The sequence below is a fragment of the Micromonospora sp. HM134 genome, assembly GCF_007833915.1.
Lineage (GTDB): Bacteria > Actinomycetota > Actinomycetes > Mycobacteriales > Micromonosporaceae > Micromonospora > Micromonospora wenchangensis.
Genome location: NZ_CP041061.1, coordinates 5461521 through 5477433, shown reverse-complemented (window position 1 = coordinate 5477433; position 15913 = coordinate 5461521). Strand labels below are relative to the sequence as shown.

At 74.1% G+C, this 15913-nt stretch carries 10 protein-coding genes; 8 read left to right on the top strand and 2 right to left on the bottom strand.

Annotated elements, in window-relative coordinates; translation table 11 throughout:
* The first annotated feature begins 58 nt into the window (after positions 1-58).
* The 5 genes from trpC (at position 59) to FJK98_RS23520 (ending at position 5584) form a co-directional block, all read left to right on the top strand.
* Positions 59-862 (top strand): indole-3-glycerol phosphate synthase TrpC, encoded by an 804-nt coding sequence (trpC, locus tag FJK98_RS23540; protein WP_176738808.1) that lies wholly within the window; start codon positions 59-61, stop codon positions 860-862.
* Positions 863-967: 105 nt separating this feature from the next.
* Positions 968-2197 (top strand): tryptophan synthase subunit beta, encoded by a 1230-nt coding sequence (gene trpB, locus FJK98_RS23535; protein ID WP_145920945.1) that lies wholly within the window; start codon positions 968-970, stop codon positions 2195-2197.
* A gap of 4 nt (positions 2198-2201) precedes the next feature.
* On the top strand, positions 2202-3005 hold the full coding sequence (trpA, locus tag FJK98_RS23530; RefSeq protein ID WP_145920944.1) for a tryptophan synthase subunit alpha: 804 nt from the start codon (positions 2202-2204) through the stop codon (positions 3003-3005).
* A gap of 189 nt (positions 3006-3194) precedes the next feature.
* Positions 3195-4385 (top strand): prolipoprotein diacylglyceryl transferase, encoded by a 1191-nt coding sequence (gene lgt / locus FJK98_RS23525; protein ID WP_145920943.1) that lies wholly within the window; start codon positions 3195-3197, stop codon positions 4383-4385.
* An 11-nt stretch (positions 4386-4396) separates the two neighbouring features.
* Positions 4397-5584, top strand: coding sequence for an NAD(P)/FAD-dependent oxidoreductase (locus tag FJK98_RS23520; RefSeq protein WP_145920942.1), 1188 nt, complete (start codon positions 4397-4399; stop codon positions 5582-5584).
* A 168-nt stretch (positions 5585-5752) separates the two neighbouring features.
* Here the strand turns inward: FJK98_RS23520 and FJK98_RS23515 are convergent, their stop codons facing one another.
* Positions 5753-6598, bottom strand: a complete 846-nt coding sequence (locus tag FJK98_RS23515) for a GNAT family N-acetyltransferase (protein WP_145920941.1) — start codon at positions 6596-6598, stop codon at positions 5753-5755.
* Positions 6599-6744: 146 nt separating this feature from the next.
* On the opposite strand from FJK98_RS23515, the gene gltB reads away from it, so the two are divergent.
* Together gltB and FJK98_RS23505 are read left to right on the top strand one after the other, a co-directional pair.
* Positions 6745-11400 (top strand): glutamate synthase large subunit, encoded by a 4656-nt coding sequence (gene gltB / locus FJK98_RS23510; RefSeq protein WP_145920940.1) that lies wholly within the window; start codon positions 6745-6747, stop codon positions 11398-11400.
* Positions 11393-12901 (top strand): glutamate synthase subunit beta, encoded by a 1509-nt coding sequence (locus tag FJK98_RS23505; protein ID WP_145920939.1) that lies wholly within the window; start codon positions 11393-11395, stop codon positions 12899-12901. Before gltB ends, FJK98_RS23505 begins: the two co-directional genes overlap by 8 nt.
* 364 nt (positions 12902-13265) lie before the next feature.
* Here the strand turns inward: FJK98_RS23505 and FJK98_RS23500 are convergent, their stop codons facing one another.
* Positions 13266-14804 carry a M1 family metallopeptidase gene (locus tag FJK98_RS23500; RefSeq protein ID WP_145920938.1) on the bottom strand — a complete coding sequence of 513 codons (1539 nt, stop codon included), beginning with the start codon at positions 14802-14804 and terminating at the stop codon, positions 13266-13268.
* Positions 14805-15005: 201 nt separating this feature from the next.
* Here FJK98_RS23500 and FJK98_RS23495 point away from each other — a divergent pair, with 201 nt between their 5' ends.
* The gene (locus tag FJK98_RS23495; protein ID WP_145920937.1) at positions 15006-15818 is read left to right on the top strand and encodes an SGNH/GDSL hydrolase family protein; all 813 of its coding nucleotides are present in this window, start codon (positions 15006-15008) and stop codon (positions 15816-15818) included.
* The last annotated feature ends 95 nt before the right edge of the window (positions 15819-15913 follow it).

The following is a 15913-nucleotide window of genomic DNA, read 5'->3' as shown; positions in this document are numbered from 1 at the left end:
GACTGCTGAGCATGCGCACGCAGAGGGGGACGGGGCCGGTTCGGCGGCGTCCGGAAGCGTGCTCGACGAGATCCTGGCCGGCGTCCGTGAGGACGTGGCCCGGCGGCAGGAGCAGCTTCCGCTGGAGCGGCTGCGCGAACTGGCCGCCGCCGCGCCACCACCGCTGGACGCGTACGCGGCCCTGCGCAAGCCCGGCGTGGCCGTGATCGCCGAGGTGAAGCGTTCCTCGCCGAGCCGGGGCCGGCTGGCCGAGATCGCCGACCCGGCCGAGTTGGCCGGCGAGTACGCCTCCGGTGGCGCGCGGGCGATCAGTGTGCTGACCGAGGGGCGCTGGTTCGGCGGTTCCCTCGACGACCTGGCCGCCGTCCGGGCCGCCGTGCAGGTGCCGGTCCTGCGCAAGGACTTCGTGGTATCCAGCTACCAGGTGCACGAGGCGCGGGCGCACGGCGCCGACCTGGTGCTGCTGATCGTCGCCGCGCTGGAGCAGAACGCCCTGGTCGGCCTGCTGGAGCGGATCGAGTCGCTGGGCATGTGCGCGCTGGTCGAGGTGCACACCGAGGAGGAGGCCGACCGGGCCCTGGAGGCCGGCGCGCAGGTGATCGGGGTCAACGCCCGTGACCTGCGTACCCTGGAGGTCGACCGGTCGGTGTTCGAGCGGATCGCGCCCGGCCTGCCCAGCAGCGTCGTCAAGATCGCCGAGTCGGGGGTGCGGGGCCCGCACGACCTGATCCGGTACGCCTCGGCCGGCGCCGACGCCGTCCTGGTGGGCGAGGGGCTGGTCACCCAGAAGAGCCCCCGCGAGGCGGTCGCCGAGCTGGTCAACGCCGGGAACCATCCGGCCACGCCCCGCCCGGCGCGCTGACCCGACGGGCAGATCCGCGCAGCGAGAGGACATCGCGATGAGCGAGCGATTCGTCACCGGCGACGCGACGGAGCGTCGGCGCGCCACCGGCCCGGAAGTGACGGCATGAGCGCCGGGGAGGTGGCCGAGCGGTTCCCCGACTCCGCCGGTCACTTCGGCCGCTTCGGTGGCCGGTTCGTCCCCGAGGCGCTGGTCGCGGCGCTCGACGAGCTGGACGCCGCGTACCGCAAGGCGATGACCGACGAGGAGTTCCTCGCCGAGTTCGACGCCCTGCTGCGCGACTACGCCGGCACCCCCTCGCTGCTGTACCCCGCCGAGCGGTTCTCCGCCCGGATCGGTGCCCGGGTGCTGCTCAAGCGGGAGGACCTCAACCACACCGGCGCGCACAAGGTGCGCAACGTGCTGGGCCAGGCGCTGCTCACCCGGCGGATGGGCAAGCGTCGGGTGATCGCCGAGACCGGCGCCGGCCAGCACGGGGTCGCCACCGCCACCGCCGCCGCCCTGTTCGACCTCGAATGCGTGGTCTACATGGGCGAGGTCGACACCGAGCGGCAGGCGCTCAACGTGGCCCGGATGCGGATGCTCGGCGCGACCGTGGTCCCGGTGACCACCGGCTCGCGCACCCTCAAGGACGCGATGAACGAGGCGATGCGGGACTGGGTCGCCAACGTCGACGACACCCACTACCTGATCGGCACCGCCGCCGGGCCGCACCCGTTCCCGGAGCTGGTCCGGGACTTCGTGCGCGGCATCGGCGACGAGGCCCGCCGGCAGTGCCTCGACCTGACCGGCGCGCTGCCCGACGCGGTGCTGGCCTGCGTCGGCGGCGGCTCCAACGCGCTGGGCATCTTCCACGCGTTCGTCCCCGACACCGACGTGCGGCTGTACGGCTTCGAGGCCGGCGGCGAGGGCGTGGAGACCGGCCGGCACGCGGCCAGCATCACCGGCGGCAGCTCCGGGGTGCTGCACGGCACCCGCACCTACGTACTCCAGGACGCCGACGGCCAGACCATCGAGTCGCACTCGATCTCCGCCGGCCTGGACTACCCCGGGGTCGGCCCGGAGCACGCCTGGCTGCACGACACCGGCCGGGCCCGCTACCGGCCGGTGACCGACGCCGAGGCGATGGCCGCGTTCGAGCTGCTCTGCCGCACCGAGGGGATCATCCCGGCGATCGAGAGCGCGCACGCCCTGGCCGGCGCGGTGCAGATCGCCCCGCAGCTCGCCGCCGAACTGGGCCGGGAACCGGTCCTGGTGGTCAACCTCTCCGGTCGGGGCGACAAGGACGTGCACACCGCCGGTGAGTACTTCGGCATCCTCGACAAGGAGCAGTGAGACCGTGAGCCGGATCGGGGTGGCCTTCGACAAGGCCCGCGCCGACGGGCGGGCCGTCCTGGTCGGCTGCATGCCGGCCGGGTTCCCCACCGTCGACGGCAGCATCGCCGCGATGACCGCGATGGTCGAGGCCGGGGTGGACGTCATCGAGGTGGAGATCCCCTACTCCGACCCGGTGATGGACGGCCCGGTGATCCAGAAGGCCAGCGACATCGCCCTGGCCGGCGGCGTCCGCACCGCCGACACGCTGCGCATCGTCGAGGCGGTCGCGGCCACCGGCGCGCCGGTGGTCACCATGACCTACTGGAACCCGATCGAGCAGTACGGGGTGGACGCGTTCGCCCGGGACCTGGCCGCCGCCGGGGGCACCGGCCTGATCACCCCGGACCTGATCCCGGAGGAGGCCGGCGAGTGGCTGGCCGCCTCGGACGCGTACGGGCTGGACCGGACGTTCCTGGTCTCCCCGTCGTCGACCGACGCCCGGCTGCGGATGACCGTCGAGCACTGCCGGGGCTTCGTCTACGCCACCGCCATCATGGGCGTCACCGGGGCCCGGTCGCAGACCTCCGACGCCGCACCGGTGCTGGTCTCCCGGGTGCGGGAGGCCACCGAGTTGCCCGTCGGGGTGGGGCTCGGCGTCGGCACCGGCGCGCAGGCGGCCACCGTCGCCGGGTACGCCGACGGGGTGATCGTGGGCAGCGCGCTGATCCGCCGGCTGCTGGACGCACCGGACCTCGACGCCGGCCTGGCCGCCCTGCGTACCCTCTCCGCCGAACTCGCCGAGGGCGTCCGCAACCCGGCCCGCTGACCCGCCCGCCCCGGCCACGGGGGCGATCGAACTGACGTGCCGGCGACACGACGGTTCCCCGACGGCGGGGCGCCGGCCGGGGTGGTGCGCGCGGATCACCGGGCCGGACCGCGGCGCGGCCGGTCGTACCGGGGCTCTGACCGGACCGGGGTGCCACGGCGGGCGTCCGCAGCGGTAGCCTGTGCACCCGTGACCCTCGTCTCGATGACGCCCCTGGCGGCGCTGCCCAGCCCGACCACCGCCGTCTGGCAGCTCGGGCCGGTCCCGCTGCGGGCGTACGCCCTCTGCATCGTCGCCGGCATCGTGGTCGCCTGCCTGGTGACCGAGCACCGGCTGCGCCAGCGGGGCGTCGCCCCCGGCGCGGTGCTCGACATCGCGGTGTGGGCGGTCCCGACCGGCATCATCGGTGCCCGGATCTACCACGTCGTCACCTCACCCGAGAAGTACTTCGGCACCGGCGGTGACCCGTGGAAGGCGTTCGCCATCTGGGAGGGTGGTCTCGGCATCTGGGGGGCCGTGGCCGGTGGCGCGGTCGGCGCCTGGATCGCCGCCCGGCAGCTCGGCATCCCGCTGACGGTGGTGGCCGACGCCCTGGCCCCGGGCCTGCCGCTGGCCCAGGCGGTGGGTCGGCTGGGCAACTGGTTCAACAACGAGCTGTACGGCGGGCGGACCACCCTGCCGTGGGGCCTGGAGATCCACCGGATGGACCCGGACAACCCGGGGCACGCGCTGCGCGACGATGCCAACCAGCCGATCCTGGAACCCGGCCTCTACCATCCGACGTTCGCCTACGAGGCGCTGTGGAACCTCGGCGTCGCGGGCCTGGTGTTCGCCCTGGACCGGCGGTTCAAGCTGGGACGCGGCCGGGCCTTCGCGCTCTACGTGATGGGCTACACCGCCGGCCGGTTCTGGATCGAGCTGATGCGCACCGACGAGGCGAACCACATCCTCGGTCTGCGGCTCAACGTGTGGACCGCCGGCCTGGTCTTCCTCGGCGCGTTGATCTACTTCCTGCGGGTGCGGGGCCCCCGCGAGTTCCTGATCCCGCTCGACGCCCCCGCTGCCGTTCCCACCGCCGACGGCGCCGGGAGCGACGTCTCCCAGGTCGACCTCGCCGCCACCGGGAAGGGGTCCCCGACGGCCGCCCCGGCGGGGTACCGGGTGGTCGACGAGGAACAGTTCACCGCGTACCGGGAGAGCGGGGTGCTGCCCGACGCGCCGGGCGCGCCGCCGGCCGACGACCGGGTCACCGGGCCGGAGGCCGGTGACCCTGCTCCCGACGCCGACGACCGGCCTTCCGGGGCCGACAGCGGCGACGAGCCCGCCGGAGCCGACCGGTCCGCCGGTGCCACCGACCGGTCCGCCGACCGGGACAGCTGAGCGGGCGCGGCATGCGCAGCGCGGTGGTGGTCGGGGCCGGCCTCGGCGGTCTGGCGGTGGCCGGCGCGCTGGCCCGCTCCGGGTGGCGGGTCACCCTGCTGGAACGGGCCGACCGGGTACGCCCGGAACCCACCGCTGTGGTGCTGTGGCCCAACGGGGTACGCGCGTTGCAGGTGCTCGGCATCGGTGCCGGCCTGGACGCCATCGCGACCCCGCTGCCCGACGGCGGTATCCGCCGCCCCGACGGTCACTGGCTGGTGCAGCCCCGGCCCACCCCGGCCGACCGGATGCCGGTGGTGGTGCACCGGGAGGACCTGCACGACGCGCTGATCGCCGGCCTCGGTGACCGGGTCGAGCTGCGCACCGGGGTCGCCGTGGACAGCGTCCGGGCCGACGCCGCCGAGCGGCCCGGGGTGGGCTGGAACGGCCAGTTCGTCGAGGCGGACCTGGTGGTCGCCGCCGACGGCACGGACAGCGTGCTGCGCCGCCAACTCGCCCCCGAGGCCGCCGTGGTCAGCTCCGGCTGCGCCGCCTGGCGGGCGGTGATCCCCTGGTACCGGGCACCCCTGCCGGCCGACCGGCCGGTCGGGGGCGAGGTGCTGGGCGCCGGCTACCGGTTCGTGGCCGCCTCGCTGGGGGAGCGCGGCTCCTCCGGGGCGTCCCGCCGGGGTGGCGTCTACTGGGTGGCCACCGCCGCCGGAGCGCCCCGGCCGGAGCCCCCGCAGACCCAGCTCGCCCTGCTGCAACGCTGGTACGCCGGCTGGCCCGCGCCGATCGGTGAGCTGCTGGCCGCCACCGAACCCGCCGACCTGGTGCAGCAGGAGATCCGTGAGCTGCGCCCGCTGCCCCGGGCGTACGGCTTCCCGGCCGGGCCGGGCGGGGTGGTGCTGCTCGGTGACGCCGCCCACGCCATGCCGCCGCACCTCGGGCAGGGCGCCTGCCTGGCGTTCGAGGACGCGGCCACCCTGTCGTCGCTGCTGCGCGAGTCCCGGCTCCCCGACGCCGTGCTGGCGTACGACCGGGTGCGGCGGCCCCGCGCGGCCACCGTGGTCCGGCAGACCCGGCGGATGTCGGCGGTGCTCCAGACCCGGGGCCGGCTGGCCCTGCGCGCCCGCGACGCGGCCCTCGGCACGATCACGCCACGCCTGCTCTCCGGCGCCGCCACCACCGCCGCCACCTGGCGTCCCCCCACCCCCTGACCCGCGCCCTCCCCGCCCCGTCGCCCTCGGGCGTTGATCAAGAGGTTTACGTCACGGCGAGCGCGTGGGGTGACGCAAACCTCTTGATCACCGGGGCCAACGCGGGTCGGGGCCGACGTGGGTCGGGGCAGCACCGGGTCGCGGGGGCAGCGCCGGGGCAGAGTGCGGTCAGATGAGGGCGGTGGGTTCGGCTATGCAGGCGGTGCCGATGCGGCGGAAGCCGACGCGTAGGTAGATCCGGGCGACGTCCTCGCTGCCGGCGGAGAGGAAGACCAGGTCGGTGCCGGCGGCGCGCAGGGTGCGGGCCAGGGTGGCGGTCACCGCGGCGGCGAGCCCCCGGCGGCGGGCGGCCGGCAGGGTGGCCACCCCGGCGATCTCGGCGACGTCGTCGACCCGCATCGCCATTCCGCTGGCCAGCACGCCGTCGTCCGGCGTCCAGGCGACCGCCGACAGTCGGCGGCCGGCGGCGATCGCGGCCCGTTCCTCGTCCAGCGCGGCCACGTCCAGCTCGGTCATCGCGGCGTCCCGTTCGGCCGGGCCGGCGTCGCCGGGCACGGTGCCGGCGGCCGAGAACCCGACCGCGGCGACCGCGCGCCGGGCCGCCACGTCGAGCGCGAAGCCGGCCGCGTCCGGGTCCAGCACCCGCACCGGTACGTCGGTGAGCGTCGCCGGGTCGGGCGGGCCGGCCTGCGGGTCGAGCACCATCAGCGGGGCCTCCAGCACGCTCAGCCCGGCGGCCCGGGCGGTGGCGAGCAGTTCCGGGGTGGTCTCGTGCACCCACTCGAACGCCTCCGGCAGACCCAGCTCACGTTGCCGTTCGCGCACCTGGTGCACATCGGCCAGCGACGGTGGCGCGTCGGCGTCGAGGCGGGGGCGGGCGTAGAACGGCCAACCGGCCCCGTCCCGGGCGAACAGCACCAGAGCGCCGTGTTCCTCGGCGCGGGCGGCGTCCCGGGGCACCGCGTCGTAGAAACGTTCCAACCGGTCGAACAGGTCGCGGTGTGCAGGATCCACCGCGCGAGACTACACGTCCCAGAGTCTGGAAGGTGTGATCAATCTGCACTGGCCCTGCCCGGGTCGCCCTAACGTAGACTCAACAGACCGCCCAGGGCCGACGTCGTCCCGACCATGAAACAACCTGAGTGACGACAGGAGACCCGGTGGCCCTTCCGTACCCGCACAGCCCGCAGCCGGTCCCTTCCGCGACCGGTCTGTACGACCCGGCGCACGAGCACGACGCGTGCGGGGTGGCCTTCGTGGCCGACCTCTACGGGCGGCGCTCCCACGCGGTGGTGGCGAACGGCCTCGGCGCGCTCTGCCGGCTCGACCATCGTGGCGCCCGGGGCGCCGAGCAGAACACCGGCGACGGCGCGGGCATCATGATCCAGGTGCCGGACGCGTTCCTGCGCGCGGTGGTGGACTTCCCGCTGCCCCCGGCCGGCCAGTACGCCACCGGCCTGGTCTTCCTGCCCGACGACGACGGTGGCGAGGCCCGCGCCCGTCAGGTGGTGGAGAAGTACGCCCTCGTCGAGGGGGCCGAGGTGCTGGGCTGGCGCGAGGTGCCGACCGACCCGAGCGGCCTGGGCGAGACCGCGCTGGCGGCGATGCCCCGTATCCGGCAGCTCTTCCTGGCCGCGCACCGGCTCACCGACACCCCGGCCGGCCCGGCGGGCTCCCCGCTGGCCGGCATCGACCTGGACCGGGTGGCGTTCTGCGTCCGCAAGCAGGCCGAGCGGGAGACCGCCGAGCGGGGGGTGACCGCCTACTTCCCGTCGTTGTCGGCGCGGACGATGACCTGGAAGGGCATGCTCACCCCCGACCAGCTGCCGGAGTACTTCCCGGAGCTGACCGACGAGCGGGTCGACAGCGCGATCGCGCTGGTGCACTCCCGGTTCTCCACCAACACCTTCCCGTCCTGGCCGCTGGCCCACCCGTACCGGTTCATCGCGCACAACGGCGAGATCAACACGATCCGCGGCAACCGGAACTGGATGCAGGCCCGCGAGGCGCTGCTGCGCAGCCCGCAGCTGCCCGGCAACATCCGCCGGGTGTTCCCGGTCTGCACCCCGGCCGCCTCCGACTCGGCCAACTTCGACGAGGTGCTGGAGCTGCTGCACCTGGCCGGCCGGAGCCTGCCGCACGCGGTGCTGATGATGATCCCGGAGGCGTGGGAGAACGACCCGGCGATGCGCCCGGACAAGCGCGCCTTCTACCGGTTCCACGCCAGTCTGATGGAGCCGTGGGACGGTCCGGCGTCGGTCGCCTTCACCGACGGTGAGATCGTCGGGGCGGTGCTGGACCGTAACGGCCTGCGGCCGGGCCGCTGGTGGCGGACCGCCGACGGGCTGGTGGTGCTGGGCAGCGAGGCGGGGGTGCTCGACCTCGACCCGGCCACGGTGGTCGCCAAGGGTCGCCTCCAGCCGGGCCGGATGTTCCTGGTCGACACGGTCAACGGCCGGATCGTCTCGGACGACGAGATCAAGACCGAGCTGGCCGCCGCCCAGCCGTACGACGAGTGGCTGCACGCCGGCCTGATCGACCTCGGTGACCTGCCCGCCCGGGAGCACGTGGTCTACACCCACGACTCGGTGCGCCGCCGGCAGCAGACCTTCGGCTACACCGAGGAGGAGCTGAAGATCCTGCTCGCCCCGATGGCCCGGACCGGGGCGGAGCCGCTGGGCTCGATGGGCACCGACACCCCGATCGCGCCGCTGTCGACCCGGCCCCGGCTGCTCTACGACTACTTCCACCAGCTGTTCGCCCAGGTCACCAACCCGCCGCTGGACGCGATCCGGGAGGAGTTGGTGACCAGCCTGGCGTCGACCATCGGCCCGGAGGGCAACCTGCTGGACCCGGGCGCGGCGAGCTGCCGGCAGATCGTGCTGCCCTACCCGGTGATCGACAACGACGAGCTGGCGAAGCTGCTCGACGTCGACGAGGACGGTGACCTGCCTGGCTTCAAGGCGGTCCGGGTGTCCGGGCTCTACCGCATCCGCGACGGTGGGGCCGGCATCAAGGCCCGGCTGACCGAGATCTGCCGGCACGTGTCCGAGGCGATCGAGGACGGCGTGCGCATCCTGGTGCTGTCCGACCGGGACTCCAACGCCGACCTGGCGCCGATCCCGTCGCTGCTGCTGACCGCGGCGGTGCACCAGCACCTGGTGCGGGAGCAGACCCGGACCCAGGTCGCGCTGATCGTGGAGTCCGGCGACTGCCGCGAGGTGCACCACGCGGCGGTGCTCATCGGGTACGGCGCGGCGGCGGTCAACCCCTACCTGGCCTTCGAGTCGGTGGAGGACATGATCGCCACCGGGGCGCTGGTCGGGGTGGAGCCGGGCAAGGCGGTCCGCAACTACGTCAAGGCGCTCGGCAAGGGCGTCCTCAAGATCATGTCCAAGATGGGCATCTCGACGGTGTCGTCGTACTGCGGCGCGCAGGTCTTCGAGGCCGTCGGCCTGGACACCCGGCTGGTCGACCGCTACTTCCGGGGCACCCCCAGCACCATCGGCGGGATCGGGCTGGCCGAGATCCACGCCGAGGTCGCCGCCCGGCACGGGCAGGCGTGGCCGGCCCCCGGCACCGTCGGCTCCGCCCGGCTGGAGGTGGGTGGCGAGTACCAGTGGCGGCGCGAGGGTGAGCTGCACCTGTTCAACCCGGAGACGGTCTTCCTGCTCCAGCACGCCACCCGCAGCCGCCAGTACGACGTGTTCCGCCAGTACACCGCCAAGGTCGACGAGCTGGCCGCGCGGGCCGGTTCGCTGCGCGGGCTGTTCACCCTGCGGACCGGGCTGCGCCCGGCGGTGCCGATCGAGGAGGTCGAGCCGGCCACCGAGATCGTCAAGCGGTTCGCCACCGGCGCCATGTCGTACGGGTCGATCTCGGCCGAGGCGCACGAGACCCTCGCCATCGCGATGAACCGGCTCGGCGGCAAGTCCAACACCGGTGAGGGCGGCGAGGACGTCGACCGGCTGCACGACCCGGCCCGCCGCTCGGCGGTCAAGCAGATCGCCAGCGGACGCTTCGGGGTGACCAGCGAATACCTGGTCAACGCCGACGACCTCCAGATCAAGATGGCGCAGGGCGCGAAGCCCGGCGAGGGTGGGCAGCTGCCCGGCAACAAGGTGTGGCCGTGGATCGCCCGGACCCGGCACGCCACCCCCGGCGTCGGCCTGATCTCCCCGCCGCCGCACCACGACATCTACTCCATCGAGGACCTCGCCCAGCTCGTGCACGACCTCAAGTGCGTCAACCCGGCCGCCCGGGTGCACGTCAAGCTGGTCAGCGAGGTCGGCGTGGGCACCGTCGCGGCCGGGGTCGCCAAGCTCAAGGCCGACGTCATCCTGATCTCCGGGCACGACGGCGGCACCGGCGCGTCCCCGCTCAACTCGCTCAAGCACGCCGGCACCCCCTGGGAGCTGGGCCTGGCCGAGGCGCAGCAGACGCTGCTGCTCAACAAGCTGCGCGACCGGGTCACCGTGCAGGTCGACGGGCAGCTCAAGACCGGCCGGGACGTGGTGGTGGCCATGCTGCTCGGCGCGGAGGAGTTCGGCTTCGCCACCGCCCCGCTGATCGTCGAGGGCTGCGTGATGATGCGGGTCTGCCACCTGGACACCTGCCCGGTCGGCATCGCCACCCAGAACCCGGTGCTGCGGGAACGCTTCACCGGCCGGCCGGAGTTCGTGGAGAATTTCTTCCTCTTCCTCGCCGAGGAGGTCCGCGGCTACCTGGCCGAGCTGGGCTTCCGCAGCATCGAAGAGGCGATCGGGCAGACCGAGGTGCTCGACGTCGTACCGGCGATCGACCACTGGAAGGGCCACGGCCTCGACCTGACCCGCGTGCTGCACACCCCGCAGCTGCCGGAGGGGACGGCCCGGCGGGGCGTCCGCGCCCAGGACCACGGCCTGGAGCAGGCCCTGGACAACGAGCTGATCGCGCTGGCCCAGCCGGCGCTGCGCGACGGCAGCCCGGTCCGGGTGGAGGTGGCGGTGCGCAACGAGCACCGCAGCGTCGGCGCGATGCTCGGTGGCGAGGTGACCCGCCGCCACGGCGGCGCGGGCCTGCCCGACGACACCGTCGAGTTCGTGCTGCGCGGCACCGCCGGGCAGTCCTTCGGCGCGTTCCTGCCGCGCGGGGTGACCCTGCGGCTGCACGGCGACGCCAACGACTACGTCGGCAAGGGGCTCTCCGGCGGCCGGATCGTGGTCCGCCCGGACGCCGCCGCGCCGTTCGTCGACCCCGAGGCCGCCGCCGGGCAACGCGCCGAGGACCAGATCATCGCCGGCAACACCATCCTGTACGGGGCCACCGGCGGCGAGCTGTTCCTGCGCGGCCGGGTGGGGGAGCGCTTCGCGGTCCGCAACTCCGGCGCGGTGGCCGTCGTCGAGGGCGTCGGCGACCACGGCTGCGAGTACATGACCGGCGGCACGGTGGTGGTGCTCGGCGAGACCGGCCGCAACTTCGCCGCCGGCATGTCCGGCGGTACGGCGTACGTGCACCGGCTCGACACCGGCCGGGTCAACGCGGAGCTGGTCGACCTGTCCCCGCTGCGCGACACCGAGCGGGAGCTGCTGCACGATCTGGTGCAGCGGCACGTCGCCGAGACCGACTCGGCGGTCGGCGCGGAGCTGCTCAAGCGCTGGCCGGAGGCGGTCGGGGAGTTCACGGCCGTGGTCCCGAGGGACTACCGCCGGGTGATGGAGATCATGAAGGCCGCCGAAGCCGCCGGCCGCGACGTCGACGACGCGGTCATGTCTGCGCTGACCGCGTCGGTGCCGCCCGTCCCGCGGGTGGTCGCCCAGGAGGTGGCTCGTGCCTGACCCGAACGGTTTCCTGCGCTACGAACGGCGGCTGCCGGCCCGCCGCCCGGTGGCGGTGCGGATCACCGACTGGCGGGAGGTGTACCCGCCCGCCGGTGCCGAGCTGATCCGGGAGCAGGCCACCCGGTGCATGGACTGCGGCATCCCGTTCTGCCACGACGGTTGCCCGCTGGGCAACCGCATCCCGGACTGGAACGACCTGGTCCGCACCGGCAGTTGGGACGCCGCGGTGGAGTCGCTGCACGCCACCAACAACTTCCCCGAGTTCACCGGCCGGCTCTGCCCGGCCCCCTGCGAGGCGGCCTGCGTGCTGGGCCTGGGCGGGCAGCAGCCGGTCACCATCAAGCAGGTCGAGGTGGAGATCGCCGATGCGGCGGTGGCCCGGGGCGGGCTGACCCCCCGCCCGGTGCCGGCGTCGACCGGCCGGTCCGTCGCCGTGGTCGGCTCCGGGCCCGCCGGGCTCGCCGCCGCCCAGCAGCTCGCCCGCGCCGGTCACGCCGTCACCGTGTACGAGCGGGACGACGCGATCGGCGGCCTGCTCCGGTACGGCATCCCCGACTTCAAGCTGGAGAAGCAACACATCGACCGGCGGCTGGCCCAGCTCGCCGCCGAGGGCGTGCAGTTCCGCACCGGGGTGAACGTCGGCGTCGACGTGACCGCCGAGGAGCTGCGGGCCCGGCACGACGCGGTGCTGCTGGCGTGCGGCGCGCTCCAGGGGCGGGACACCCCGGAGACGCCGGGCCGGCCGCTGCGCGGCGTCCACCAGGCGATGACCCACCTGGTCGCGGCGAACCGGGTGGTGGCGGCGGCCGGGGACGGCCGGCCCGCGCTGGCGGTGTTGCCCGACGGCACGCCGATCGACGCGGCCGGCAAGCACGTGGTGATCATCGGTGGTGGCGACACCGCCGCCGACTGCCTGGGCGTGGCCCACCGGCAGGGCGCGGCCGGCGTCCACCAGCTCGACCTCTACCCGGAGCCGCCGCACGGCCGCGACGCCGAGCGGGACCCGTGGCCGACCTGGCCGTGGGTGCTGCGCAACTACCCGGCGCACGAGGAGGGCGGCGAGCGGGTCTTCGCGGTCGCCGTGCAGGAGTTCGTGGACGACGGCACCGGCCAGGTCAGGGGCGTCCGGATCGCCGAGGTGACGGTGGAGCGGCGGGACGGCCGTCGGATCGTCACCGCGCTGCCCGGCTCCGAGCGGGAGTTGCCGGCCGACCTGGTGCTGCTCGCCATCGGCTTCGAGGGCACCGAGGAGCAGCCGCTGCTGGCCCAGTTCGGGGTGACCCGCAACGCCCGGGGCGCGGTCGACGCCCGCCCCGACTGGCAGACCGACGCCGACGGGGTCTTCGTCGCCGGGGACATGCACCGGGGGGCGTCGCTGATCGTCTGGGCGATCGCCGAGGGGCGGGCCGCCGCCGCGGCGATCCACTCCTACCTGGGTGGGGCGGGTGACCTGCCGGCCCCGGTCGACCCGGCCCGGCAACCCCTCGCCGCCCGCTGACCCCTGCCCGCCGACCGTCCGCTGATCTTCGCCCGCCTGCTGGTCGACGGTGTCAGGTAGGTCGATCGGTGGCCGTCAGCCGACTCGACCTTGGGGCCGGCGCCCCCGGCTCGCAGCCGTTTCTGGAGCACGACCTGTCCGGGCTCCGCTGTGGTGCCGCGGGGCGTTGGGGCCACCCCTGCGCGGGCACGTGTCCCACGGAAAGCGCTATGCCTGTCCGTCATATCTATGACCGTCAGGCATAGCGCTCTCCGGAACCACCGTTCCGCCGGACCGAGCCGAGACCGGCCCGGGGGTCACGGTTCTGGGCCGGTTCGGGCTGCCCGCGCCGGTGCCGGGGGCGGGCAGCCCGAACCGGGGTCGGTCAGCGCGCCAGCAGCTGGTGCGCCGCCCGGATCTGGGTCCACGACTTCGGCTGCGCCGGTGCGGTCGTGGTGCGGGTGGCGGCGGCCGGGGCGGGCCGGCCGGGGGTGAACAGCCAGGTGGTGAAGACCGGGTCCAGGTCGAGGCCGGAGATCTGCTCGGCGAGGGCCTGGAACTGGGCGATGGTGCCGTTGCCGTACCGGTGGGCGGCGGTCCAGGCGGGCAGGATGCGGAAGAACGCGTCGTCGCCGACGGCCAGCCGGAGCTGGTGCAGCGCCATCGCGCCCCGGTCGTAGACCGCGTCGTCGAAGACCGCGCCGGCACCCGGGTTGCCCGGCAGCACCTGCCAGAAGCCGTCGGCGGCGGGGTAGTTGGCGTAGGTGAAGTCGAACAGCTCCTGCGCGGTGCCCTCACCCTGGGCCTCCGACCAGAGCCACTCGGCGTACGAGGCGAAGCCCTCGTTCAGCCAGATGTTGCTCCAGTCCGCCACCGAGACCGAGTCGCCGAACCACTGGTGGGCGTTCTCGTGCACCACCACGTACGGGTTGCTGCCGCGCCGCCAGAAGCCGGGCCCGTACACCGGGCGGGTCTGCGTCTCCAGGGCGAAGCTGAGGCTGTCGAGCGGAGCGGCCACGCCCCCCTGCGCCTCGAACGGGTACGGCCCGAAGATGCCGCTCTCCCAGTCGACGACCTCGGCGGTGCGTTCGATGCTGGCCCGGGCGGCCGGCCCCCGGTCGCCCAGCGTGGTGCTGTAGGCGTTGATCACCGGCTGCCCGTTCGGGGCGGTGTCGGTGACGATGTCGTACTGGCCGATCGCCAGGAACGCCAGGTAGGTGGCGCCCGGCTTGGTGCTGCGCCAGCCCCACCGCATCCGGTTGCCGGCCTCGGCCAGCGGGGGCCGGGGCTGCACGCCGTTGCTGATCACCTCGACGCCGGCGGGCACCGACACCGAGACGTCCCAGGTGGCCTTGTCCAGCGGGTGGTCGTTGGAGGGGAACCACCACCAGGCCGACTCGGGTTCGTTGACGGCGAGCGCGCCGTCGCTGGTGCGGGTCCACCCGGAGTAGCCGTCCACCAGGGTCTCCGACGGCACGCCGGAGTAGGTGACCACGACGGTCATCGCCTGACCGGTGGTGAGGCCGCGCGGCGCGGTCACCGCCAGCTCGTGGGCGCCCTCCCGGGCGAACCGGGCGGTCCACCCGTTGACCCGCACCGACTCCACGTCGAGCAGGAAGTCGAGGTTGAACCGGGAGAGGTCCTGGGTGGCGGTGGCCAGGATGGTGGTGGTGCCGCTGAGCCGGTCGGTGGCCGGCTCGTAACGCAGCCGGACGTCGTAGTGGTCGACGTCGTAGCCGCCGTTGCCGTAGTCGGGGAAGTAGGGGTCGCCGAGGCCGGGGCTGCCGGGTTTCGGGGCGGCCGAGACCGCGACCGACCGGCTCTTGCCCGGTCGGGCGTCGGCCTGGCCGGGGACGCCGGTCACCAGGGTGCCGGCGGTGGTGACGGTCAGGGCGGCGATGGCCGCCGTGAAAACACGTCGCACGGGGTGGACTCCCTCCATCGGGGTGTTCGCACCGACAACCTAATCGACGGCGGTGGAAACGTGCGCCCCGGATGGCGGGGATCGGCTGTTCTCATCCTGTCGATGTTTCGCTAGCATTACCGACTAGTAACAACGCCTCACCCCCCTGGCCACGCGCGCGGTCCAGAGGCTTCCCCCGTTGCTGCCCCTGGAGGATCCGTCATGCCCCACCGCGCCCTACCCCGCCGCGTTCTGGCCAGGGCCGTCACCGCCCTGGCCGCCGTCCTCGCCACCGTCACCGGTGCCCTGCTCGTCCCGACCGCCGCCCAGGCCGCCACCGTCCACTACGTCGCGCTGGGCGACTCGTACTCCTCCGGTGTCGGCGCCGGGCCGTACGACCTGTCCACCTGCCTGCGCAGCCAGAAGTCGTACGCCCCGCTCTGGGCCGCCGCCAACGCGGTGACCAGCTTCGCCTTCCCCGCCTGCGGCGGCGCGGTCACCGCCGACGTGATCGCCAAGCAGGTCGGCTCACTGAGCGCCACCACCACCCTGGTCACCATCACCATCGGCGGCAACGACGCCGGCTTCGCCGACGTCATCACCAGCTGCCGGTTCGGCAGCACGGCGACCTGCACCGCCGCCGTCGACAAGGCCAAGAGCTTCGCCACCTCCACGCTGCCCGGCCGGCTCGACGCCACCTACGCCGCGATCCGCGACCGGGCCCCGAACGCCCGGCTGGTGGTGCTCGGCTACCCCCGGCTCTTCGAGACCGGCTCCTGCGGCGTGCTCGCGATGAGCAGCTACAAGCGGACCATCCTCAACGAGGCCGCCGACGTGCTCGCCACGGTCACCGCCGCCCGGGCCGGCGCGGCCGGTGCCACCTTCGCCGACGCCCGCCCGTTCTTCACCGGGCACGGCGTCTGCGCCGCCACCCCGTGGATCCGCGACGTCAGCGGCGTCATCGAGGCGTACCACCCGAACGCCGACGGCTACCGGTACGGCTACCTGCCGACGCTGACCGCCGCGCTGCGCTGACCGGGCCGGCCGGGTGACCGGTCGCATCCCACCGGACACCCTCGGTTGCCTCCGTCGTCGACAATGGGAGCCCTCTCTGGACCCTGTCGGCGGCG

Bases quoted from the DNA above. Each gene is read 5' to 3' on its own strand.
- trpB (WP_145920945.1), top strand. From the start codon at position 968: ATGAGCGCCGGGGAGGTGGCCGAGCGGTTCCCCGACTCCGCCGGTCAC.
- FJK98_RS23520 (WP_145920942.1), top strand. From the start codon at position 4,397: ATGCGCAGCGCGGTGGTGGTCGGGGCCGGCCTCGGCGGTCTGGCGGTG.
- FJK98_RS23495 (WP_145920937.1), top strand. From the start codon at position 15,006: ATGCCCCACCGCGCCCTACCCCGCCGCGTTCTGGCCAGGGCCGTCACC.